At 34.4% G+C, this 22,205-nt stretch carries 21 protein-coding genes and 1 other RNA gene; 7 read left to right on the forward strand and 15 right to left on the reverse strand.

The window, feature by feature from the left end; all coding sequences use genetic code 11:
- Positions 1 to 19: 19 nt before the first annotated feature.
- Positions 20 to 1,489 carry an MFS transporter gene (locus OZP09_RS03880; protein WP_269236623.1) on the forward strand — a complete coding sequence of 490 codons (1,470 nt, stop codon included), beginning with the start codon at positions 20 to 22 and terminating at the stop codon, positions 1,487 to 1,489.
- 148 nt (positions 1,490 to 1,637) lie between these two features.
- Here the strand turns inward: OZP09_RS03880 and fsa are convergent, their stop codons facing one another.
- The 4 genes from fsa to ffs form a co-directional block, all read right to left on the reverse strand.
- Positions 1,638 to 2,294: a fructose-6-phosphate aldolase gene (gene fsa, locus OZP09_RS03885; protein ID WP_163399817.1), complete on the reverse strand. Its 657-nt coding sequence runs from the start codon at positions 2,292 to 2,294 to the stop codon at positions 1,638 to 1,640.
- 140 nt (positions 2,295 to 2,434) lie between these two features.
- On the reverse strand, positions 2,435 to 3,514 hold the full coding sequence (locus OZP09_RS03890) for a hypothetical protein (RefSeq protein ID WP_281310318.1): 1,080 nt from the start codon (positions 3,512 to 3,514) through the stop codon (positions 2,435 to 2,437).
- 18 nt (positions 3,515 to 3,532) lie between these two features.
- On the reverse strand, positions 3,533 to 4,336 hold the full coding sequence (locus OZP09_RS03895) for an SDR family oxidoreductase (RefSeq protein ID WP_269236626.1): 804 nt from the start codon (positions 4,334 to 4,336) through the stop codon (positions 3,533 to 3,535).
- A gap of 173 nt (positions 4,337 to 4,509) precedes the next feature.
- Positions 4,510 to 4,607, reverse strand: an RNA gene (ffs, locus tag OZP09_RS03900) — signal recognition particle sRNA small type.
- Positions 4,608 to 4,695: 88 nt separating this feature from the next.
- Here ffs and OZP09_RS03905 point away from each other — a divergent pair.
- A complete protein-coding gene (locus tag OZP09_RS03905; protein ID WP_269236627.1) occupies positions 4,696 to 5,751 on the forward strand; it encodes a glutaminyl-peptide cyclotransferase in 1,056 nt (351 codons plus the stop codon).
- Positions 5,752 to 5,850: 99 nt separating this feature from the next.
- Positions 5,851 to 7,089, forward strand: coding sequence for an imidazolonepropionase (hutI, locus tag OZP09_RS03910; RefSeq protein WP_281310319.1), 1,239 nt, complete (start codon positions 5,851 to 5,853; stop codon positions 7,087 to 7,089).
- Between the two features lie 51 nt (positions 7,090 to 7,140).
- Here the strand turns inward: hutI and OZP09_RS03915 are convergent, their stop codons facing one another.
- Complete coding sequence (locus OZP09_RS03915; RefSeq protein WP_269236628.1) at positions 7,141 to 8,019, reverse strand: DUF8428 domain-containing protein; 879 nt, start codon at positions 8,017 to 8,019, stop codon at positions 7,141 to 7,143.
- 96 nt (positions 8,020 to 8,115) lie between these two features.
- On the opposite strand from OZP09_RS03915, the gene OZP09_RS03920 reads away from it, so the two are divergent.
- Both OZP09_RS03920 and OZP09_RS03925 read left to right on the forward strand, forming a co-directional pair.
- Positions 8,116 to 9,153 (forward strand): formimidoylglutamase, encoded by a 1,038-nt coding sequence (locus OZP09_RS03920; protein WP_269236629.1) that lies wholly within the window; start codon positions 8,116 to 8,118, stop codon positions 9,151 to 9,153.
- Positions 9,154 to 9,287: 134 nt separating this feature from the next.
- Complete coding sequence (locus OZP09_RS03925) at positions 9,288 to 10,538, forward strand: DEAD/DEAH box helicase (protein WP_281310320.1); 1,251 nt, start codon at positions 9,288 to 9,290, stop codon at positions 10,536 to 10,538.
- Between the two features lie 44 nt (positions 10,539 to 10,582).
- Here the strand turns inward: OZP09_RS03925 and OZP09_RS03930 are convergent, their stop codons facing one another.
- Together OZP09_RS03930 and aroC are read right to left on the reverse strand one after the other, a co-directional pair.
- Positions 10,583 to 11,863: a dicarboxylate/amino acid:cation symporter gene (locus OZP09_RS03930; protein WP_281310321.1), complete on the reverse strand. Its 1,281-nt coding sequence runs from the start codon at positions 11,861 to 11,863 to the stop codon at positions 10,583 to 10,585.
- Positions 11,864 to 11,912: 49 nt separating this feature from the next.
- On the reverse strand, positions 11,913 to 12,971 hold the full coding sequence (gene aroC / locus OZP09_RS03935) for a chorismate synthase (RefSeq protein ID WP_269236631.1): 1,059 nt from the start codon (positions 12,969 to 12,971) through the stop codon (positions 11,913 to 11,915).
- Positions 12,972 to 13,157: 186 nt separating this feature from the next.
- On the opposite strand from aroC, the gene OZP09_RS03940 reads away from it, so the two are divergent.
- Positions 13,158 to 13,982, forward strand: coding sequence for a UDP-2,3-diacylglucosamine diphosphatase (locus OZP09_RS03940; RefSeq protein ID WP_269236632.1), 825 nt, complete (start codon positions 13,158 to 13,160; stop codon positions 13,980 to 13,982).
- A gap of 151 nt (positions 13,983 to 14,133) precedes the next feature.
- On the forward strand, positions 14,134 to 14,631 hold the full coding sequence (locus tag OZP09_RS03945) for a hypothetical protein (protein WP_269236633.1): 498 nt from the start codon (positions 14,134 to 14,136) through the stop codon (positions 14,629 to 14,631).
- A gap of 53 nt (positions 14,632 to 14,684) precedes the next feature.
- Here the strand turns inward: OZP09_RS03945 and OZP09_RS03950 are convergent, their stop codons facing one another.
- From OZP09_RS03950 to OZP09_RS03985, 8 genes are all read right to left on the reverse strand, one after another.
- The gene (locus tag OZP09_RS03950; protein WP_281310322.1) at positions 14,685 to 15,110 is read right to left on the reverse strand and encodes a protease complex subunit PrcB family protein; all 426 of its coding nucleotides are present in this window, start codon (positions 15,108 to 15,110) and stop codon (positions 14,685 to 14,687) included.
- A gap of 21 nt (positions 15,111 to 15,131) precedes the next feature.
- Complete coding sequence (gene bshA, locus OZP09_RS03955; protein WP_269236635.1) at positions 15,132 to 16,268, reverse strand: N-acetyl-alpha-D-glucosaminyl L-malate synthase BshA; 1,137 nt, start codon at positions 16,266 to 16,268, stop codon at positions 15,132 to 15,134.
- Between the two features lie 374 nt (positions 16,269 to 16,642).
- Positions 16,643 to 17,125, reverse strand: coding sequence for an ABC transporter ATPase (locus OZP09_RS03960; protein ID WP_269236636.1), 483 nt, complete (start codon positions 17,123 to 17,125; stop codon positions 16,643 to 16,645).
- 48 nt (positions 17,126 to 17,173) lie between these two features.
- Entirely contained in the window at positions 17,174 to 17,773 is a 600-nt protein-coding gene (locus tag OZP09_RS03965; protein WP_269236637.1) for a hypothetical protein, read from the reverse strand.
- Positions 17,774 to 17,778: 5 nt separating this feature from the next.
- Entirely contained in the window at positions 17,779 to 18,570 is a 792-nt protein-coding gene (locus tag OZP09_RS03970) for a (Fe-S)-binding protein (RefSeq protein WP_269236638.1), read from the reverse strand.
- A gap of 72 nt (positions 18,571 to 18,642) precedes the next feature.
- Positions 18,643 to 19,974 (reverse strand): 4Fe-4S dicluster domain-containing protein, encoded by a 1,332-nt coding sequence (locus OZP09_RS03975; protein WP_281310323.1) that lies wholly within the window; start codon positions 19,972 to 19,974, stop codon positions 18,643 to 18,645.
- Positions 19,975 to 19,979: 5 nt separating this feature from the next.
- Positions 19,980 to 20,945, reverse strand: coding sequence for an MlaD family protein (locus OZP09_RS03980; RefSeq protein ID WP_269236639.1), 966 nt, complete (start codon positions 20,943 to 20,945; stop codon positions 19,980 to 19,982).
- A 51-nt stretch (positions 20,946 to 20,996) separates the two neighbouring features.
- Positions 20,997 to 22,127, reverse strand: a complete 1,131-nt coding sequence (locus OZP09_RS03985) for an N-acetylmuramoyl-L-alanine amidase family protein (RefSeq protein ID WP_269236640.1) — start codon at positions 22,125 to 22,127, stop codon at positions 20,997 to 20,999.
- Positions 22,128 to 22,205 lie beyond the last annotated feature (78 nt).

Consider the following 22,205-nt stretch of genomic DNA (forward strand, 5'->3'; position numbering starts at 1 on the left):
TAAAAAACTTAATTACATTATGAATTCAGAAAATGTACAAACCAAATGGGGGCAATTTATTTCACTGATAATTGTCTTTTTCTTTTGGGGTTTTGTTGGTTCTGCCAATGATATCCTGATCCCAGTTTTCAAAAAAGTGTTTACCTTATCTCAGGTACAATCACAATTAGTTGCATGGGCGTTCTATGCCGCTTATTTTGTGGGATCTATAATTTTCTTTTTAGTGTCTCTAAAATCAGATGTTTTACAAAAATTTGGATATAAAAAAACACTTGCCGCAGGTTTACTGCTATCTGCTGTTGGTTCATTTTTATTTGTTCCTGCTGCTACAATGGAAAGTTTTCCGTTCTTTTTAACTGCCCTGTTTACAGTTGGATTAGGATTTTCTATTCAGCAAATTGTCGCTAATCCTTTAGCCATTAAAATGGGAAGCCCTGAAACCGGAGCACACCGTTTAACATTGGCCGGAGGCATCAATTCTTTCGGAACAACAATTGGGGCAATCTTATTAGGAATCGCCTTATTTGGAATGGGAGATAACAAAAAAACAAACCTTTCCCTTGAAGATATTAAATTGCCTTTTATCATCTTAGGTGCTGCCTTTATATTGGTAGCCATTTTCATGTACTTTTCTAAAATTGAAGATCCGGCTAAAATAGAAGAAGCTAAAATAGAGAACAAACATACTAATTTTAATATTCTTGACTACCCTCAGCTGTATTTGGGAATGTTGGGAATCTTTATTTATGTTGGAACAGAGGTTACCATCATCAGTAACTTGCCTGCATTACTTCACACAGCTGAATTCGGAAATGTATTGGAAGATGCCATTGCTCCATTCATCGCATTGTATTGGGGAAGTTTAATGATCGGACGCTGGAATGGCGGTGTGAATGTCTTCAATACCTCAAACCTTGTAAATACTGCACTTAAATTTATAGTACCGGCCCTTGCTTTTGGAGTAATCATTGGAGCCAATATTTTTGCTGCACATGATGTTTCCGCATTTTACATTTATCCAATCTGGATTTTACTATTTATAGCAGTAAGTTTTGTTGGAGGTAAAAATGCCGGAAAAACTTTAATGCTTTTCGGAATTTCAGGTTTATTAATGATGGTGTTTGGTTTATTTTGGCCAAATCCTGAAATTGCTAAATTCTTCTTTATTTCCGGAGGACTGTTCCTGTCTATCATGTGGCCTTCAATTTTCGATTTAGCTATCGCAGGATTAGGAAAAAACACAGGAAAAGCTTCTTCGTTCTTAATCATGATGATTCTTGGAGGAGGAGTTATCCCGTTGGTTCAGGGAAGTATCTGCGATTTGGACGCAACACATCCGGAAGGAATATTAGGGATAACTTATACACATTTTTCATATATCGTGCCACTTATTGGTTTCGCCTATCTTGCATTTTACGGTTTCTACTGCCCTAAAATATTAAAGAAACAAGGTGTTAGTCATGTAATAAGCGAAGGCGGAGGACATTAAAATTCAATTCTCCTAAAACATAAAAAAATCCGTTTTACTTCAACAAAAAGTAAAATGGATTTTTTATTCCTTTATAAAGTTATCAAATAAAAAATCGTCATATTCTAATGAAAATGACGATTTTAACTATTTTTATTTTAAAAGTAAACTATTTGTTTCCTTTCTCAAAATCAGCTACAAACTGAGCCAATCCAATATCTGTTAACGGATGTTTCAACAATCCTGCAATAGCAGACAATGGTCCTGTCATCACATCTGCACCAATTTTAGCACAGTTTACAATATGCATGGTGTGACGCACAGAAGCTGCTAAGATTTGAGTCTCATAACCATAGTTATCATATATTTCTCTAATTTCCTGAATAAGGTTCAATCCGTCTGTAGAAACATCATCCAAACGACCAATAAAAGGCGAAACATAAGTTGCTCCAGCTTTTGCAGCCAATAAAGCCTGACCTGCAGAGAATACAAGTGTTACGTTTGTTTTAATTCCTTTATCCGAAAAGTATTTTGCAGCCATAACACCTTCTTTTGTCATAGGCAATTTTACTACAATCTGATCATGCAATTCAGCTAATTCCTCACCTTCTTTAACCATTCCTTCAAAATCCAATGCATTTACTTCAGCACTTACATCACCATCAACAAGATTACAGATGTCAACATAATGTTTCAAAATGTTGTTTTTACCTGTAATTCCTTCTTTTGCCATCAAAGACGGGTTTGTTGTTACACCATCCAAAACACCTAGTGCCTGTGCTTCCTTAATTTGAGCTAAATTAGCTGTATCAATAAAAAATTTCATAATTATATTTATTTAATTGTGTTCATAATTTGAGCGTGCCCCAATGGTCGGGTGTTCCGCTGTATCTTTTATTTTTTTTTAAGAAAAAATAAAAGGATGACGCTTCACCCCCTCACGCAAAACCGGTGCAAAATTACAACTTAGAATCTAAATTTAGCACCAATAGCCAAATCAATTCTCCATAAATTTTCAAATTCTTCTTTATCGAGCTTAATAGTTTCAGTACTTCCATCGGCATGTTTATACTTTAATTTTTTTAAAACACCTCCTGCAAAATTAATCTGTGGACCTATTAAAAAATGAGGCGTTACTCTAAAATGATACCCTATTCCACCAATCATACCCAAATTACCCCCCGTTATTTTTAATGGACTTCCAATTATAGTAGATTTATTTTGATAAGCCATATACCCAATTGCTAATTCCAGATTAGCTTCACCTGTTCTTGAATTCTGACCTTCTGTCAATATAAACGAAGCACCAATAAATGAAATTGTTATATCATCACTAAAATCTCCTCGGTATGTGGTTCCATCATCCAAAGTAACCTGCTGATTACTGAGCGTTCCAGAGGACTTATAAGCATTATATTTTAAACCAAAGCCTGTCCTCTCATCCTTAAGATAATATGCACTTATATCATAACTCAATCCCGATTTCAATTTCTTTAAATACTCTTTTTGCTCTGAATTTAATCCATCTGGAGAGGAAGCAACCCGGAAACTTTGTGCCACATTTGCCAATAATAGAAATTTTGAAGTTTTAGAATTACCATAATAAACCGGACCATATACTATAGCATCATTTAAGACTGGTTTTGAATTGTTAGTTGATTTCACAGTGTCTTTTACAATTTCCGGTTGAATATAATTTGTCGTATTTTCAATTCTCAACAAATCTGCAGTAATTCGATGACAAGAACTACCAAAAACACTTGGATATAAATGCTCTGTAATCAATAATGCATTCGCACCACTTTTTTGAGCTTCAATTTTTGCCTTTTCAAGCACAGTTCCATAATCACAATTGACAGTAAAGCCAGTGTCTCCAATTTTAGTAGTTCCAATTTTACTATAAGTTGAGGGAAGTTCAGATTTGTCATTAAAAACAACAACTTTGTCAGTTTCACTTAATTTTTCATGCTTTTCAGAAATAGATGTTCTTATTTTGGAAGAACAGGAACAAAAAGCAATAGTAGCAAGTAGTAAAAGGTATTTCATTTTGAAGTTTAATATTTTTTACAATTTATAATGATTCATTAACATTTTTTCATATACTTTATCCGGAAGCGCACGTTTCAGTACAATTGAAAACTTTTGCATAAAGACGCCTACTTTATAATGTATTTTTGGAGTTTTCTCCTGCATGATTTTATAAACCGCTTCGGCCATTTCGTTCGGATTGCTTCCTGCATCTACATGTTCGTTCATAGTTGCAAGTGTATCGCCATATACTTTTTCATAAGCCGATCCTTTAATAACCGGTGCATGAAAACGCCCTGAAGCAATATTGGTGGCAAAATCTCCCGGCGCAACATTCGTAATTTGTATTCCAAATTGTTTTACTTCCATTCGTAAAGCTTCCGTAATCAGCTCCAAAGCACCTTTTGATGCCGAATAAACGCTGCGATATGGCAATCCCATATAAGCTGCAATCGACGTAATATTGATAATCAGACCTGATTTTTGTTCACGCATCTGTGGTAAAACCGCTTTCATCACTTCAATCGGACCGAAAAAATTGGTTTCAAAATTATTCTTGATTTCCTCCATCGGAATTTCTTCCAAAGGACCCGTAATCCCAACACCGGCATTATTTATTACAACATCTAACCTTCCTGAAGTCTCAATAATAGTAGCAACAGCAGTTTTTATGGATTCCGCATTTCGAACGTCAAGAGCCACAAGCGGAAAAACAGAATCTAATACCTTTTCAGGATTTCTGCTTGTTCCGTAAACCACAAAACCTTTTTTGTGTAAAAATTCCCCAATTGATTTCCCAATTCCTGAGGATCCTCCGGTAATTAAAACGACTTTGCTCATTTAAAGTTAGATGTTAAATGTTATAAATTAATAGTGACTGTCTATGTGTAGAATTTTATGTAGTAGGTAAAACTTTCTAACCTTTCACATGTAACTTCTAACTTCTGACAGGGGTAAAAATAAAAAAATCCTCCCGAAGGAAGACTACTTTTGTATAAATTCTAAAAATAAAAAAATGGCAAGCGACCTACATCGCACCGCTCAACCACGTACCCTTGCTATGTTCCCATCCTGGGGGAGTCTGCAGGAGCTGGTCGTGTAGGACTTGCCGGTGCAAATATACAATCTTTTTATATTTTTGCAAGAGCTTTGTTGCTATAAAAATATCATCGTATATTGGACTATTCAAATTTTAAACTATGAAAAAACATAACTTCCTAGCTGCCATTTTATTAGGAATCACATTAATTGGATGTGGCGATAAAAATAAAGGTGAAAATTCTTTATTTACTATAGACGATTCTGCTTTTCCGGCACATTTTCTGCCTCAGGAAGCTGTTTCAATTGCTGTTTTAAATCCAAAATCGAAAGAAATCGACAGCATTGCCTACTTTGTAAACGACAAAAAAGTTGGAAGCACTAAAGGTTCTGAAAAATTCAAATTCGAATTAAAAGACCAAAAATTAGGATATCAATACCTAAAAGCAACTGTTTATTTTGGCAGCGATTCGTCTGATGCTACAAAAAGAGTAGAATTAGTTTCAAATGTCAATCCTAAATTATTAAAATATAAAATCGTAAATACTTATCCTCATGATACTGCTTCATTCAATGAAGGTTTAGAATTTCATAACGACACATTATATGAAAGCACGGGACAAAAAGGAACTTCGTATATCAGAAAATATGATTATAAAACGGGGAAAATTCACAAACAAGTTGATCTTGACAAACAATATTTTGGAGAAGGAATCACTATTGTGGACGAAAAATTATATCAATTAACCTGGCAACAAGAAACTGGTTTTATTTATGATGCCAAAACTTTAAAGTTAGAGAAATCTTTTAAATACGACAAAAAAATAGAAGGCTGGGGAATGACAAATGACGGAAAATACATTTATCGTTCTGATGGAACAGAGAAAATCTGGAAAATGGATCCGCTCACTCAGAAACTGATTGATTATATCAATGTATATTCCGGAGATTCAAAAATAAAGGCCGTTAATGAATTAGAATGGATTAACGGAAAAATTTATGCAAATATTTGGCAAAAAGATGCAATTGCTGTTATTAATCCGCTTTCAGGAGCTGTAGAAGGCATTTTAAATATGACTGATCTGCGTAAAAACATGAGCAGCAAAATCACTACTGATGATGTCTTAAACGGAATTGCTTACAATCCTAAAACCAAAACTATTTTTGTTACCGGTAAAAACTGGGAGAAAATATTTGAGATAACGGTTTCTGAATAAATCAGACAAAAAATAATCTAAAACACGAATTTCACAGATTTCACTATTACAAAGTGACGTTTGCGAAATTCGTGTTTTTAATTTTATTAAATTTATACAATGACAACTCTTATTACTAACATAAAAGAATTGCTTCAGGTTCGTGAAACCTCTGTTGCGAAAGTTTCCGGAGCCGAAATGGCCATTCTTCCCACCATAAAAAATGCTTTTTTAATTATAAGAGACAATCTCATTGCTGATTTTGGAGCAATGGAAAATCTTCCGGATGTTACAGCTGATCAAATTATTGATGCAACCGGAAGAGTTGTACTTCCATGTTGGTGCGACAGTCATACACACATTGTTTACGCAGGAAATCGCGAGCAGGAATTCGTAGACCGGATTAATGGATTCTCGTATGAAGAAATTGCAAATCGTGGTGGTGGAATTTTAAATTCTGCTAAAAAATTAAACGAAACTTCAGAACAAGAAATCTACGAGCAGTCGAGATTACGTTTAGAAGAATTGATGAATTTAGGAACCGGAGCTGTCGAAATAAAATCAGGTTACGGATTAACCGTTGAAGGTGAATTAAAAATGCTCCGTGTCATTAAAAAACTTGCCGACAATTATCCAATTTGTATAAAATCGACTTTTTTGGGTGCTCATGCTTTCCCATTGCATTACAAAGAAAACAAAGAAGGTTACATTGACGAAATAATAAGCAAAATGCTTCCTGAAATTGCAAAAAATAAACTGGCAGAGTATATTGATGTATTTTGTGAAAGTGGTTATTTCTCAGTAGAAGAAACCGAAAAAATCATGCAGGCGGGAATCGATTTTGGCTTAAAGCCGAAAATTCACGTAAACCAATTTAATTCTATTGGCGGAATTCAAGCTGGAGTTAAATTTAACGCTATTTCTGTAGATCATTTAGAAATTATGAATCCAGAAGATATTGAAGCTTTAAAAGCAACAGAAACTATGCCGGTAGCTTTACCATCATGCTCTTATTTTTTAAGCATTCCTTATACTCCTGCCCGTGAAATGATCAATGCAGGTTTACCAATTGCTTTAGCAACAGATTTCAACCCCGGATCTACTCCATCCGGCAATATGAATTTTGTCGTAGCAACCGCATGTATTAAAATGAAAATGACTCCCGAAGAAGCCATTAATGCGGCTACAATAAATGGCGCGTATGCAATGGGACTTTCAGAAACGCATGGAAGTATCACAAAAGGCAAAAGAGCTAATTTGATTATCACAAAACCTGTTTCCTCATTTTACCAGATCCCCTATGCTTTTGGAAGCAACCTGATTGAAAGTGTCATCATTGAAGGTAAATTTTTAGCATAAAAAAAGAGGAGTTTTTATCTCCTCTTTTTTTTTATCTGTTGATTCTATATACTATCTTAAAGAAAAGCTTGTTTTAGAAACTAACTCTCCACCATCAAAAATATTAATAAAATAAGTTCCTTTTTCAAAATCCTTCCCCGGTAAATCTTCAGAAACATTTACAGTTTTATTTTCGTATTGTACTGTTGTTTTAAAACTATAGGTTAATGAATTATCTCCAAAGCTTTCTGTTTTCTTGTCACCTAACACATTATTCTTGCTATCGATTACCTGCACATAATAGGTTTTATCTCCTGACTTTGCAATTTGGTTTTCAGCAATAGTAAAACTAACTTTTAAAACATCAGCACGACTTGCTTTATCTGTTTCAATTTGCTTACCTGAACTTTTCAATTTGTAAGCGGCAGTTTTTGTATTTAAAACAGATAATTTAGAACCTTTTTCAACTGTTTTAGACAATGCTTCGTTTTGCCCCACTAACACTTCATTGAATTTTTTTGACTCTCCCAAAACCACAATTGTACTGTCTCTCTGAACTGTTAAAACACCATTTTGTTTTTTTAATTCATCGTTTTCAGCAACCAACGTTTTCATTTTAGTCTGCAATCCCTGAACTTGTGATCTGAATTTAGAAACATCACCTTTTGACTTGTTCAAATCATCCATTAAAGCGACAACTTTATCTCTTTCCTGAATTAATTCATCTGACATCGATGTATTTTCAGCAATAGCAGCATCGTATGTTGCTTTCAATTCCTGAAGATCCTTCATTACAGATTCTTTTTCTGTCAATGTTGATGTTAGTTCTGTTTTTACAACATCTGAATCAGAAGAAAGTTTAAAAATGTACACTAAACTACCAATTAGTAGGACTGCTAAAACAGCGATTACCGCCTTTAGACTTGAGTTGTTTTTGTTTGGGTTTTCCATATTTAATAATTTTCTTAAAAACAAATTTAAATAATTAATATAACGTAATAACGTAAGTTGCCACAATTATATTATTTTTGGATAATATTTTTTTTTATGGATAAATTAATCCCTTTTACTGTTAGTGATTTAGCAAAAGTCACCAATCACCGCAGTGGTGAAATAAAATTTGGAGAAAAAATGATTACTATTCCGAAAGGAGTGGATATACATGAGTTTATAAAAGAAAGTGAAGCTAAATATGTTATTTTGGGGATTCCTGAAGATATAGGCGTACGCGCTAATTACGGGAGACCGGGAGCAGCTTCGGCCTGGGAATCTGCTATAAAAAGTATTGCAAACATCCAGCATAATCGTTTTTGCAAAGGCAGTCAGATTATTGTTTTAGGCAAAATAAATGTTTCCGAGCTAATGCGCGAGGTTGAAAATCTTGATTTCAATGATATAGATGATCGCTCAAAGCTAAGTCAGCTGGTGGAAAAAATTGACAAAGAAGTATCACATGTTATTTTTACTATAATTAAGGCCGGAAAAACACCTATTATAATTGGAGGTGGTCATAACAATGCTTATGGAAATATAAAAGGCACGGCTTTGGCTAAAGGCAAATCAATAAACGCAATCAATTTTGATGCTCATTCCGATTTCAGAATTCTTGAAGGACGGCATAGCGGAAATGGCTTTTCTTATGCCTATGAAGAAGGTTTTCTTAAAAAATACTTCATTTTTGGTTTGCACGAAAACTACACTTCAAAAAGTGTTTTAGACATTATAAAAAAACTTGAAGACCGCGTACGTTATAATACATATGACAGCATAAGCATACGTGAAGAGAAAGATTTTACAAACGAAATGATTTCAGCACTTGAATTCATAAAAACAGATTCGTTTGGAATAGAGATTGACCTGGATGCCATTCCGAATATTGCCAGCAGTGCCATGACAATCAGTGGTTTTTCAATTGAACAGTTGAGACAGTTTGTTTCTTACTTTGGACAACACAAAAATGCTGCTTATCTGCATATTTGTGAAGGAGCTCCTGATTTAGATAATTCTCCTAACAATCATTTAATAGGCAAATTAATTGGTTATCTTGTAACTGATTTTATTAAAGCAAATCACGAAAAAGTTTAAAATCGGAGTACTATTAACAATTTGTAATTATCACTTTTGCCAAATAAACCTAAATTCAATTAAACCATTGCCTGAATAAAACTATCTTTGCAACGAATTTTAGTACTTAAAACTAAGTTCTTAATACCTAAGATATGTTATTCGAAGATTTATCACTTTCAAAAAGTATACAAAAAGCCGTATTTGAAGAAGGCTACTTAAACCCTACCCCTATCCAGGAACAAGCTATTCCGATTGTTTTGGCCGGCAGGGATTTAATTGGCTGTGCACAGACCGGTACCGGAAAAACAGCTGCATTTGCCATTCCGATCATACATCAGTTACACCGAATTGTAGGCTCATCAAAAAAAGCTAAACAAATCCGTGCCCTTATAGTTACCCCAACCCGTGAATTGGCAGTACAAATTGGACAAAGTTTTGAAACCTATGCCAAATACACAAACCTGACCCAATTGACAATTTTTGGCGGTGTTTCCCAAAATCCGCAGGTTGATACCTTAAAAAAAGGTGTTGATATTTTAGTAGCCACACCGGGAAGACTTTTAGATTTACAAAAACAAGGTTTTCTTGATTTAGATCATTTACATGTTTTAGTGCTTGACGAAGCAGATCAAATGCTGGATATGGGATTTGTAAACGATGTGAAAAAAATCGTAAAACTAACACCTAAAAATAGACAAACACTATTTTTTTCGGCAACTATGCCAATAGCAATACGTGAACTGGCTGAAATGTTTTTGACAGATCCGGAAACAGTAACTGTATCTCCGGTTTCTTCAACTGCTGAAAATGTGGAGCAGCGTGTTTATTTTGTAGATAAAACTGAAAAGAGAAATTTACTATATCATTTAATTAAAACAGAAGGATTATCCAACGTATTGGTTTTTGCAAGAACCAAACATGGAGCTGACAATGTTGTTAAAGCATTGCGCAAAAAGGATATTCCTGCTGAGGCAATTCACGGAGACAAATCTCAAAATGCAAGACAACGCGTTTTAGATGCTTTTAAAAACAAAGAAGTGGGCGTATTGGTTGCAACCGATATTGCAGCCAGAGGAATCGATATCGACCAGTTACCGTTTGTAATTAATTTTGATTTGCCTAATATACCGGAAACTTACGTTCACAGAATTGGAAGAACTGGACGTGCAGGAAATGGCGGAATTGCAATATCATTCTGCGGTAAAGATGAGCATCCATATTGGAAAGACATTCAAAAATTAATAAAAGTGGATGTAAAAACAATTAGCGACCATCCCTATCAATGGCATGCCGGAAGTCCTGACGCAACTGCTGAAAAGCCTAAAAATTCAAATAGAAGTGGCGGTGCTCATAAATCAAGAAAATCAAATGCTTCTAAGCAAAATAAGAAACGCTGGTATTAACCAGCGTTTTGTTTTATTTAAATATCGTGAAATAATATATTTTACTAATTTTCTGAAGCTGATCCTAAATCATTATTACCTTCCCATTGTCCAACTACTGAAGTTGCCAAAGCATTTCCTAAAACATTTGTCGCACTTCTGAACATATCACAAAAATGATCAATTGGCAAAATTAAAGCAATACCTTCAACAGGAATATCAAACATACCGCAAGTTGCCGCAACCACTACCAAACTTGCCCTCGGCACACCTGCAATTCCTTTACTGGTTAACATCAAAACCAAAAGCATTGCCATCTGAGTTCCTAAATCTAAATGTACATTATAAAACTGAGCAATAAAAATACTGGCAAAAGTCATATACATCATACTTCCGTCAAGATTGAAAGAATAACCCAGCGGAAGCATAAAAGAAACAATCTTGTCTTTTACTCCAAAACTCTCTAATTCTTCTGTTAACTTAGGAAAAACTGCTTCACTGCTCGTAGTACCAAAAGCAATCGCTAAAGGTCCGGTAATACGTTTCAACAATTCAGTCATTCTTCCTTTCAGAAAAATATATCCTACCGCAATTAACAAAGCCCATAATGTGCTTATTCCGATTAAAAAAGACCCGAAAAATTTAAAATACGTAATGACCAATTCCTGTGCATCTCTTACCGCAAATACTGCTGCAATAGCACCAAAAACACCTATCGGGGCAAAATTCATCACATAATTCACCATCTTTAGAACGATGTGTGACAATTTATCAAAAGCACCTATAATAGGCTTAACAGTCGAACCTAACGATGCCGCTGCCAATCCAAAGAAAATAGAAAAAACTACAATCTGCAGGATTTCATTGGTTGCCATAGCTTCTATTATACTTTTGGGCACAATATGTTCAACAAAATTATCAAAAGAAAGATTTTGGGTTTTGCCTGTAACTTCAGAAGCAGTTGCCATATCAACATTATCAAGTTTCAAACCTACACCTGGCTGCAAAACATTTACATAAAACAATCCAATTAACAAAGATATAAAGGAAGCTGTAAAAAACCACCCTAGCGCTTTTCCTCCTATTCTTCCAACAGTTTTAATATCTCCCAACTTTGCAATTCCTACTACCAAAGTGGTAAAAACTAAAGGAGAAATAATCATTTGTACCAATCGGATAAAAATAGTAGCAAGCATTTTTATCTTTGTACTAAATGATTGGGCAGCTTCAAGTGAAATCATATTGTGCAATATAATTCCTAAAGTAGCTCCAAGAACCATCGCTATTAAAATTTGACCTGTCAGTCCGGAAAAAAAAGATTTCTTTTGGTTTTGGATTTTATCCATTATTTTTTGAATTTAAATTAAAAAAAGACCCTCACTGCCCGCTTTTAAATTAATAGGTCTTGTTAATTAAATAAAAATCAGCTAGAACAATAGCCGCCATAGCCTCAACAATAGGCACGGCTCTTGGTACCACACACGGGTCATGACGTCCTTTTCCGGTCATGGGCGTAATGTTACCTTTATTATCTAACGAATCCTGGGTCTGCATGATAGTCGCTACAGGTTTGAAGGCTACCCTGAAATAAATATCCATTCCGTTGCTGATTCCTCCCTGAATTCCACCGGAAAGATTCGTTTTTGTAGTTCCGTCAGTATTGTATAAGTCGTTATGCTCGCTTCCTTTCATTTCTGAGCCTGAAAAACCGCTTCCGTATTCAAAACCTTTTACGGCATTGATTGAAAGCATTGCTTTGCCTAATTCGGCATGCAGTTTATCAAAAACTGGTTCTCCTAAACCAACAGGAACGTTCTGAATTACACATGAAACTACTCCACCAACAGTATCTCCCTGTTTACGGATATCACGAATGTATTCTTCCATAATTGCTGCTGATTTTTCATCAGGGCAACGAACTGGATTGCTTTCTATTTTAGAAAAATCCAATTCCTGATAAGGTGTCTCTAAATGAACCGGACCAACAGATGAAACGTAAGCATTAATTTTAATTTCCGGCAGCATTTGTTTTGCAATCGCTCCTGCAACTACTCTGCTGGCAGTTTCACGTGCAGAACTTCTTCCACCACCGCGATAATCCCTGAAACCATATTTTTGATCATACACATAATCTGCATGACTTGGTCTGTAGTTGTCTTTTATATGTGAATAATCATCTGATTTTTGATTGGTATTCGGAATAATAAAACCAATTGGAGTTCCTGTCGTCTTACCTTCAAAAATACCCGATAAAAACTGAACCGCATCCGGTTCTTTTCTTTGTGTAACAATTGCTGACTGTCCTGGTTTTCTTCTCGCCATATCGAACTCAATTGCTTCAAAATCAAGCTGAATTCCTGATGGACAACCGTCGATGATTCCGCCTAAAGCTTCCCCATGAGATTCTCCAAATGTGGTAACTTTATATAGTGTGCCGTAGCTATTTCCTGCCATTATAATTAGTTTTGAGCAAATGTAAGTTTTATGAATTAAATTAAAAAATTTAAAATGAGTATTGACCACAATAGCACTCTTTAAAAAAATCATAATTTATTAAAACTGAACCCCAATTGATAACGTTTTGATAAAATAAAACCTATTTTGATTTGCTTAATTTGTTAAACTTCAAATTGAGAAAAATTGAAAAAAAGAAATGTCGAATTAGTCATCATTTCCGATGTGCATTTAGGAACTTACGGCAGCCATGCCAAGGAGTTAAACAACTATCTTTCAAGCATTAAACCCAAAACATTAGTTTTAAACGGAGATATTATCGATGCCTGGCAATTTAGAAAATCATACTTTCCAAAATCACATCTAAAAGTTATTCAGCGCATTATCGGAATGGCTTCAAAAGGCACTAAAGTGTTTTATATCACCGGAAATCATGATGAAATCCTGAGAAAATTCAGCGATATGAATATGGGTAATTTTTCTTTGGTAGATAAATTAGTTTTAGAATTGGACGACAAAAAAGCATGGGTTTTTCATGGAGACGTTTTTGATGCATCCGTACAACACTCAAAATGGATTGCAAAACTAGGCGGCCTTGGTTATGACTATTTGATTTTGTGTAATCGATTTGCAAATTGGTGTTTAGCCAAATTAGGAAAAGAACCTTATTCATTTTCAAAAAAAATAAAAGCCAGTGTAAAAAAAGCCGTAAAATTTATTTCTGATTTCGAAACTACTGCGACCGATCTGGCAATTGAAAAAAAATACGATTATGTAATCTGCGGACATATTCATGAGCCTAAAATTATTGAAAAGGAAAACAAATATGGATCAACTCTATATTTAAATTCAGGAGACTGGATCGAAAATTTAACAGCTTTAGAATATCACAAAAAACGCTGGAAATTATTCTCCTATTCTAATGCTGACTTTGCCGAAACTGAAGAAAATCTCTTTGAAATGGAAGATATTTTAACTTCAGAATTATTTACCTCTATAACTAAAAAGTAACTTTTTAACAATCAATAGTTTACCAAAAGCCCAAATTGAAACAATCATAAAATTTGATAAAAAATGGGAATTACATAACAATTTCGAACAATTTTATACGTTTGAGTTGAACAATAATTATAATTTTGAACAAAAATTAATAACCATTTTTATGAAAAAAATCATTTTATCAGCAATTGCGCTATTAGGTATAGCGTTTACTGCGCAATCACAAGAAATTTCTAAGCACGCATTAGGATTACGTCTTGGAGACAATAACGGTTTTGGAGGAGAAATCTCATACCAATTGGGCTTGAACCAGAAAAACAGACTTGAATTTGACTTAGGATGGAGAGATGACAGACATGTTGATGCTATAAAAGGAGTTGCTCTTTATCAATGGGTTTGGAATATTGAAGGAGGTTTCAACTGGTACGCTGGTGTTGGGGGTGGTGTTGCAGCCTGGGATTATGATTACAGATATGCTGACAATCACTTCAAAGATAGCGGAACTTATGTTTTTGCAGCAGGAGATATTGGTATCGAATACAGATTTAAAGAATTCCCTCTTACTTTATCATTGGATGCAAGACCTGAAATTGGGTCAGGATATTATGATGATGACAACTTTGGTTTCGACGTAGGTTTAGGAGCAAGATTCAGATTCTAATAAAAAACTTACTTTATAAAAAAACCTGTCGTTTAAAAGCGACAGGTTTTTTTTTACTTAATAATAATTTCTTTCTTAGAATGTATTTTAACAACTGTATATGGATAACTAACTACCTGCATTAACATAGCGTCTTTCGCAGGAGCATTCTCTTTGACAGTAATAATAATATTTTTGTCCGTTTCTTCTACTTTTTCAACTCCTATTGAATATCCTCCGGTATTTTTTTCACCCATATTCAAAATCACATAATTAGAAGTAGCAATATCATCGTGTTTCATTTTATCCTTTAAAAGAGGGTCATTCTGAAGCATCATGATTTCATTTGGTTCAGTCAAAATTTCAAAAAACTTGATATTTCCGCCTCCGTTAGACTGTTCTGTCAGGATTTCATATAATGGAATATTTGAATTTGATGTTTTTTTTGCTCCACAGGAAATCAAAATAAAAACCGCTAAAACCGAAACTACTTTTTTCATTCACCGCTTATTTTAAGTTATCTATTCTTTATAATCGTCTATTGCTTTTTGATATAACGCTTCATATTTAGGTAATATGTTTTTAATATCGAATTTTTTAGCAACTTCTAAAGCATTGTTTTTAAATTCTTTCAAAACCTTATCGTCTTTAAGAATTTTAATGGCATTTGCGGCCATTTCTTCAACATTCCCTACATCGCTCAAATATCCTGAAACACCGTCGAAATTTACTTCCGGCAAACCTCCTGAATTACTCGAAATTACCGGAACTCCACAAGCCATTGCTTCTAAAGCCGCCAGACCAAAACTTTCTGTTTCTGATGGCAGTAAAAACAAGTCTGTCAAAAGCAAAATCTTATCAATCTCATTGCTGTTCCCAAAGAAAATTACTTTATCCTGGATTCCTAGTTCCTGACATAACAGTTCTGCATTTTCTTTTTCGGGACCATCGCCAACCATCATAAGTTTCGCCGGCATTTCTTTTTGAATAAGATAGAAAATTTTAATTATATCCGGAATTCGTTTTACTTTTCTAAAGTTACTGATATGGGTAATAATCCGTTCATTTTCATTTGCCATAACACTACGATGACATGGTGCCTGCGGATCCTTAACAACCTTATCCAATTCAATGAAATTCGGAATTACCTTAATTTTATTCTTAATTTTAAATAATTTCAGCGTATCATCTTTAAGACTTTGTGAAACTGAAGTCACATAATCCGATTTATTAATACTAAAAGTTACAGCAGGTTTATAAAAAGGATGGTTTCCAACCAGCGTAATATCGGTTCCGTGAAGGGTTGTAACCATCGGAAGATTAATCCCTTCGTTCTTCAGCATTTGCTTTGCCATGTACCCTGCGTAAGCATGCGGAATAGCATAATGTACATGCAGGAGCTCAATTTTGTATAATTTTACCATATCAACCAGTTTGCTAGACAAAGCCAGTTCATAGGGCTGATAATGAAAAAGAGGATATTCAGGAACGTTTACTTCGTGATAATGGACATTTGGATTTAAAAGCGCCAATCGTACAGGCTGGCTATACGTAATAAAATGGATTTCGTGTCCGCGTCTGGCTAATTCAAGACCTAATTCAGTGGCTACTACCCCACTTCCGCCAAAGGTCGGATAACAAACTATTGCTATTTTCATGTATTAAATTTAATTCTACGAAAATACTCAAAAATAGCATTTAATTTACCCTTTGATTTGTTAGATTTTTGTGAATTTTAGAGAGATCAGATTATTAGATAGTTAGAATTTTGATTCTAATTTTAATCAGAAGCAGAGAAATTTATTTTCAAAAGAAACACTTGTCCCGCTGTTCGCTGTATCTTTTGTGCCAAACCCCGGCCCAAAAGGATGCCGCTTCCATCTGGGCTAGATTAGACATATTTATTTCATAAGGCTTCATATATTTTAATCTATTCAACAAAAAAAACATAACCAATTAAAAACAAGAAAACTGCATAAAAAAAGGCACAAAATCTAAATTTCATGCCTTAAAATATTCTTTAAGTTTCTATTTAAAAAAAACGACTGTGCCAGCTATCAGCCGCCGGAACTTCCCACGATTCATTAAACTCTTCGATATTGTTTACCAGATTATTAAATACAATCGTATTTTCAGAAACCGATTTGTCTTTTACCATCTTCTTAAAATCAATCAATGGTTTATGAGCGATGTGTTCACCAAGTTTAAAAGTAACATTCATTTTATCAAGCAGATCGACGTTATATTTCTTCTCTAAACTTTGAATGAATTCTACAGAGCTGTCAATTGAACAGCCTGTAGCTGCCTGTACTTCCTGATTAACTGCTAATATAATAAAACGATTGTATTTCAGCAAGAAAGAGGCTTCAAGACTAGTTCCGTGAGCTGCCCAGCATTCTACGAATGCTTTTAAGTCAGTCTCTATTTCCGAAAATTCCTCCTCAGAAAATTTTCTGTTCGATTGATAAATCCAGACTCTGGATTCACCAGGTAAATTTTCAAAAGGTATATACATTTTGTTTTTTCTTAATTTGTTTCTTTCAGTTCCAAAAATAGAACTTTATTATTGTTTCTCTAATTTAGTAAGGATTTTATAATATCGGAATTCTTTTGCTTTCACATCAAATAATTCAATTTCCGAGTAACTTGCTTTAAGTTTATCCTTTTTTTTAATTTCATTATTAGTCAATAATGATGCGGTCTCAAAATAATCCAGCAAAAGAAGACTATAACTTCTTCCGTTTTTATCTTTTAGCTGCAAAGTCAGAAACTGTTCTGATTTGATATCGGTTACTTCCCCGGTAACAGAAACATCTTCTGCTTCAGCTTCTACATCACTTTTAGATTCCTTTCCTAATTCCATAATCATATTAGGACAAGTTTCGAGCATTTTCACAGCAACATCCTGACCTAATTTGGTCATTCCTCCTTCATCCCCAAACTTCACTTTTTCATCACCTTTAAACTCAGACATATGATCAGAATAACTACTAATCATACACAATCCTACAGCTGTTTTTAATTCATCTCCCGTAAAATTATCCGATTTACTTTTTTTGGCATCCAGACATTCACATGTTTCTTTAGCAATAACACTTAAAACATCTTGTGAATAAGAAACAACATTAAAAAGGACTGACAGTAAAAATAGTATTCTCTTCATTTATTTTACAAATCTTGTGCATTCGCAATTAACTCAGCAATATCCATCACTTTCACCTGTCCTTCTTTTTCTTTATTCTTAATACCGTCGGTTAGCATGGTATTACAAAACGGACAGCCTGCTGCAATAATATCCGGTTGGGTTTCAAGTGCATCTTCGGTCCTCTCGATATTCACTTCCTTGTTACCAGGTTCAGCATCTTTAAACATTTGTGCCCCACCTGCTCCACAACACAATCCATTAGCTTTTGAACGCTTCATTTCAACCAGTTCAACATCCAGTTTCTGAATTAAATCCCTAGGTGCTTCATAAACTTTGTTAGCTCTTCCTAAATAACACGGATCGTGAAAAGTAATTTTCTTTCCTTTAAATTGTCCGCCTTCAACAGTAAGTCTTCCTTCATCTATTAATGATTTCAAAAACTCGGTATGGTGAACAACTTCGTAGTTTCCTCCTAATTCAGGATATTCATTTTTCAAAGTATTAAAACAGTGCGGACATGCCGTAACTATTTTTTTAGCTTCGTATGCATTTAAAACCTCGATATTCATCATAGCCTGCATCTGAAACAAAAATTCATTTCCGGCTCTTTTTGCCGGATCACCGGTACAGCTTTCCTCAGTACCAAGTACTGCAAAAGAAACGTTTGTACGATTTAGAATTCGCACAAAAGCTTTTGTAATCTTTTTTGCCCTATCATCAAAACTTCCTGCACAACCAACCCAAAACAACACTTCAGGCTGTTTTCCTTCGGCCAGCATTTCTGCCATTGTTGGTACTACTAAACTTTCTGACATCTTCTTTTGTTGATTTATTAATCGATATTTTAAATTCAGTTAAATCCGTAAAAGTAACCTACTACATATATTTTAATTCTCGTTTTTCCAGTTCAATCGATCCTGCTGACTGTATTGCCAGGGAGCACCATTATTCTCTATATTAGTCATCATTGCATTTAGTGACATTGGTGCAGCACTTTGCTCCATTACTAGGTAACGACGCATATCCATGATAATAGATAACGGACTAATATTTACAGGACATTCTTCTACACAGGCATTACAAGATGTACAAGCCCACAACTCTTCAGGCGTTATATAATCGTTCAGTAATGTTTTATTATCCGGAACAAAAACGCCCTTATTGGCATCGATATTTTTTCCTACTTCCTGCACACGATCCCTTGTATCCATCATGATTTTACGAGGAGACAACTTTTTACCAGTCTGGTTAGCCGGACAAGCCGATGTACAACGCCCGCATTCTGTACAAGTGTAAGCATTCAATAGTTGTACCCAGTTTAAATCCTGAACATCACTAGCACCAAATTTTGAAGGCACTGCATTTTCATCTACTGGTGCTGCTGCAAACGGATCAGCATTTGGATCCATCATCAATTTCACTTCTTTAGTAACAGATGCCAGATTATCGAACTGTCCTTTTGGCTTCAAATCGGCAAAATAAGTATTTGGAAATGCTAAAAGAATATGCAGGTGTTTTGAAAAATACAAATAGTTCATAAAACACAAAATACCTACAATATGCACCCACCAGAACACTTCAAATAAAACGACAACCATTTCATTTGACATTCCGTTAAAAATTGGTGCTATAAACTGGCTTACCGGAAAACTTCCTGCTTTATGAAAAACACCTCCAGGAACATTTTGTAAATGCAGATCTGAAGCGTTCATCAATAAAAACAAAATCATCAGAACCGTTTCAAAGTACAGGATATAATTAGCATCATTTTTGGGAAAGCCATTTAAATCAGAATGTATAAAACGTTTCAGCCGAATCAGATTCCTTCTGATCCAAAAAACGGTTACAGCAAAAATCACAAGTATGGCTAATATTTCAAAAGAAGCAATCAAGACATCATACACACCACCTAAATAAGGCGCAAAAATTCTATGTGTTCCGAATAGACCATCAATTATAATTTCGAGTAATTCAATATTGATAATTATAAATCCAACATACACAAAAATATGAAGCACTCCTGCTATAGGACGTTTCACCATTTTAGATTGTCCGAGTGCAATCATGGCCATGTTTGTCCAGCGTGCTTTAGGATTATCGCTTCTGTCTACGTCAATACCTAAATTGATATTTCTGATGATTTTTTTTACTCCGGAAGCAAAAAAAGCAAAACCTGCTATCAGAACTATAGCAAACAAAATATTATCTAGATAGCTCATCTCTCTTATTTATTATTCGTCGGATTTTCCTCTTCTTTTGGAGCTAAATAAGGTTTGTTTTTCTTTCCAAAAACAGAAACATTTACGTAACGTGTTGGATTAAGACGTACATCCTGTAGCAATAATTCTAGTTCTTTTGAAGTTTTAGACAAATTATTATACAAAGCATCATCATTTAGTAATTTACCCGCAGTTCCTTTACCTGAGTTCAAATTACTCATAATACCATCAACTTTTGCCAATGTCTGGTTTAAGTTCCTAACCGTTTTACCTAAATCAGCCTTATTTAAAGAATCTGATAATTTATTGAAATTACCTGAGATTTTATTAAAATTTGTCACAATTCCGTTAATCTGCCCTTTATTAGTATCCAAAATAGAATTCAGGCTTCCCGAAGCTCTGTGAAACTGTTCCATAGTCTCACTCAACTCTGACAATGATTTTTTTAAATTTTCCTGACCTTTTTTATCCAAAACATTGTTTAAGCCCGAAACCAGCGTATTAATGTTAGCAAGCATTAAATCCAGTTTTTGTTGAATTGGTTCAATTTTACCTCCTAATGATTCTGTTAATCCTAACTCAACTGTTGACTCAAGGGTCTGTCCATCTTCTGCAGGAATTTTATCAGCTAAATTTGGAATAATTTTAATTTGTTTCCCTCCAATCAAGCTCGGTGAATACAGTGACGCTTTACTGGTTTTAGAAATTGGAAAATCAGTTTTTAACTGAAGTTCTACCAATAACTTCCCTGTTGTTTCATTAATTGTAATTTTATTTACTTTACCAATTCCAAGTCCGTTTAAAGTTACGGGAGCTGACTGAGCCAAATCCTCAACATTATCATATTCAACGTATAATGTTTTGTAGTTAGTAAAAAGATCCCTGCCTTTTAAAAAACTATATCCCCAAATAAATAATAGAATTGACGCGATGACTAATATAGCCGTTTTAATTTCTCTTGTTAGTTTCAAAATTGTAAGTGTTTAATACAAAAATAATATAAATATTCGAACTTATCAGTATTATTTGATAGCGTCCTGAATATTGATTTTTTCCCCATTTCTTGTTGCTACTAAAAATGAAGCACCATATCCTTTACTCTTAGCTTCTTGCAGGTATTTTTTAGCCATTTCGTAATCTGAAGTTTCCTGATAGAAATATTTATAAATATTATTTTCATAAATCATGGTTATGTTTTTCAGCCCTTTGAAGTTTTTAGGTTCTAATGGCGTTTTTTTTATACTTGCAATAAGCTGCACTTTAAAGAAAGTTCCTTTAGGGGCATCTTTAACAACCTTTGGAGCAGCTTCAACTGTCTTTGGCTTTGCAGGGACAGAAGTATCTTTTGCAGGTTTAACGTCATTTATTTCCAGGGCTCCTGTGCCAAAATATTCCCTTTTATAACTTAAAATTGCCTGGGCAATAGCTTCTGCAATATCGTTTTGACCGGCTTCTGAATTTAAAATATCCCCTTCAGTAGGATTAGATACAAAACCAGCTTCAACTAAAACCCTTGGCATATAAGCTTTATGCAACACCATAAAAGGAGCTTGCTTTACACCTCCGTGACGAAGCTTTTTTCCTAATTTTTCAAAATTATCCTCAATTTTGCTGGCTAACGAGATACTATTATCAAGATATTCTTCCTGCATTAGCGTCATTCCTATCATAGATTCAGGTGAATTAGGGTCGAACCCTTCGTATTTACGTTTATAATCTTTTTCCAAAGTAATAACCGAGTTCTCTTTTTTCGCAGCTTCAAGATTCGAGGCCACTTTACTTAAACCCATAACATAAGTTTCTGTTCCATCTGCAGCCGTATTTTTATTTGCATTACAATGTATGGAAACGAAAATATTGGAGTTGGCTCTGTTTGCAATATTAGCCCTTTCAACCAAATCTATAAAAACATCTGTTTTTCGGGTATAAATAACCTGAACATTCGGACTAGCTTCTAATATTTTTCCAACTTTAAGTACAATAGCCAAAGCAATATTTTTTTCAATACGACCACTGTAAACGGCCCCGAAATCGTGATCCCCGTGTCCTGCATCAAGGGTTACTTTAAAAACATTGGACTGAGAGTAAGCACAAAAAGACGTTATCGTTAGAAAAGAAATAAATAGTAGTTTAGTTTTGTTAAAAACATTCATAAATCCAAAAGTTAATTTTAATAAAATGCAAAGCTATAATTTTTACAATTGATTATTTTTGCCAAAAAATTATATGTA

Source organism: Flavobacterium flavigenum (assembly GCF_027111255.2).
Taxonomy (GTDB): Bacteria; Bacteroidota; Bacteroidia; order Flavobacteriales; family Flavobacteriaceae; genus Flavobacterium; species Flavobacterium flavigenum.